The organism is Albidovulum sp., from assembly GCF_049646345.1.
Lineage (GTDB): Bacteria > Pseudomonadota > Alphaproteobacteria > Rhodobacterales > Rhodobacteraceae > Albidovulum.
Genome location: NZ_JBARVQ010000037.1, coordinates 1 through 2,197, shown reverse-complemented (window position 1 = coordinate 2,197; position 2,197 = coordinate 1). Strand labels below are relative to the sequence as shown.

The window sequence follows — 2,197 nt, the reverse complement described above, 5'->3', positions numbered from 1 at the left end:
CTTTTAGCCCAAATCTTGCCACCATTATCGGAGAGTTTCGAACCCGGGAGTAATTGCCTGACTTGGGAGAGTCGGGCCGGGTGGACGGGTTGGACCACAACAAATCGGAAATGTTCCGATGGTATTGCTAGGACCGACCCTTGAAACCTCGTTGAAAAGGACGGATGTGAATGAGCAGCGTAGCAGCCCTGCAGCCAGAACCGGCACCGATCATTGCGTGCACAATTTCCCGCGATGTCAGTAACTTCGACCTGCTCATCGAGGATATGGAAACCGAGCTCGGCGAAAGCTGGGGCGATCTGACCTTCGACGACGCGGCGCAGTTCCTGAACCAGCCGGATGCCAAGGCGCTTGAGTTCGTGGCAATTGCCGTCGACGCGCAGGATGAATCGGACCTCGCGCGGATCTCGGGAATCATCACCAATGCCAAGGCGAAGGGCGTCAAGGTCATCCTGATCGCGGATGAAGTCAGCCCGATTGCCCTGCACCAGTTGCTGAAACTCGGGGCCGACGATTTCGTCCCCTACCCGCTTCCGGAAAACGCGCTGCATGAATCCATCGAACGGCTTCACAGGGCGCCGCCGCCCGATCAACTCATCGAGGGGTCTTCCTCAACCTCGGGCATGAAGGCAAAGGGCGACCGGAACGGAGTGATCTTTCCCGTGCAGGGGCTTGCCGGCGGAACCGGTGCGACGACGCTGGCCGTCAACCTCGCCTGGGAACTGGCAACCGTGCAGAAAGACAACCCGCCGCGCGTGTGCTTGCTCGACTTCGATTTCCAGGGTGGCTCCGTATCCACCTATCTTGACCTGCCGCGTCGCGAGGCCGTCTACGAAATGCTCTCCGACACGTCGTCGCTGGACAATGTGAGCTTCCTTCAGTCGCTTCTAACGTTCAACGACAAGCTGAGTGTCATGACCGCACCGTCAGAGATGCTTCCTCTCGACATCGTAACCTCGGAAGACATCACCCGGGTTCTTGACGTTGCCCGTGCGAATTTCGACTTCGTCATTGTTGATATGCCCAGAACGGTCGTGCAGTGGACCGAGGCAGTCTTGAGTCAGGCACATGTCTATTTCGCGATGATGGAACTCGACATGCGGTCGGCGCAGAACACTCTGCGGATGATCCGCGCCCTGAAAGCCGAGGAACTGCCCTACGAAAAGCTGCGCTATGTCCTGAACCGCGCGCCGAAATTCACCGATCTGTCCGGCAAGGGGCGTGTGAAACGGCTTGCGGAAAGTCTGGATATCAAGATTGAGTTGCTACTGCCCGACGGTGCGCGTCCTGTGACGGAGTCCAATGATCATGGACTGCCGCTGGCCGAGACAGCCGCCAAAAACCCGCTTCGCCGCGAAATCGCGAAGCTTGCGCAGTCCATTTACCAGCACAATTTGGCCGAAGCGGCCGGCAGCGCTTAACCTGAGGAAAGCTCATCATGTTTTCTCGCTACAAAAAACCCAGCGCGGCCGCCCCCGAGGCGGCAGCACCGGCCAAGGCGGACTCTTCGAACCAGGCGGCCGCGACGCGAAACGCGGTCGCACGCCGCCCGCTTGAGACCCCGGCACAGTCCGCTGCCGCCGACAAGGAAAAGAAGCGCAAGGAACGCATGAGTGAGCTCAAGGTCGAGCTTCACAAAAGCCTTTTGGACAACCTCAACCTCTCCGCACTCGAACACGCATCCGAATCCGAGTTGCGCCAGGAGATTGTGTCAATCTCCACCGAAGCGCTTGAGGGCATGAGCATCGTCTTGAACAAGGATGAACGCTCCACGCTGTTTCAGGAACTCTACCACGAGGTCATGGGCCTTGGCCCGCTCGAGACACTCCTGCAGGACGACACTGTCAACGATATTCTGGTCAACGGACCACAGCAGATCTTCGTGGAACGGGACGGCAAGCTTGAACTGAGCGACATCACCTTCAAGGATGAACGTCACCTGCTCCGCATCATCGACAAGATCGTGTCGGCGGTGGGCCGGCGTGTCGATGAATCGAACCCCTATTGTGACGCTCGTCTTGCAGATGGCTCGCGTTTCAACTGTATGGTCCCGCCCATCGCGGTGGACGGCTCGCTCGTCTCAATCCGGAAATTCAAGAAGGACAAGCTGGGTGTCGACGATCTCGTCCGCTTTGGCGCCTTCACCGAAGAAATGGCGGCCTACCTTCAGGCTGCAGTCGCCACCCGCCTCAACGTC

Annotated in this window: 2 protein-coding genes; both read left to right on the top strand. The window is 58.6% G+C overall.

All coding sequences use genetic code 11. From position 1 onward, the window contains the following. Nucleotides 1-170 precede the first annotated feature (170 nt). Nucleotides 171-1,421 (top strand): AAA family ATPase, encoded by a 1,251-nt coding sequence (locus WBB85_RS00915; RefSeq protein WP_432636740.1) that lies wholly within the window; start codon nt 171-173, stop codon nt 1,419-1,421. A 17-nt stretch (nt 1,422-1,438) separates the two neighbouring features. Then, nucleotides 1,439-2,197 (top strand): ATPase, T2SS/T4P/T4SS family (locus WBB85_RS00910; RefSeq protein ID WP_432636739.1); only part of this gene is annotated, 759 nt, incomplete at its 3' end.

Coding starts and splice junctions, on each gene's coding strand:
- WBB85_RS00915 (WP_432636740.1), top strand. CDS start 171: ATGAGCAGCGTAGCAGCCCTGCAGCCAGAACCGGCACCGATCATTGCG.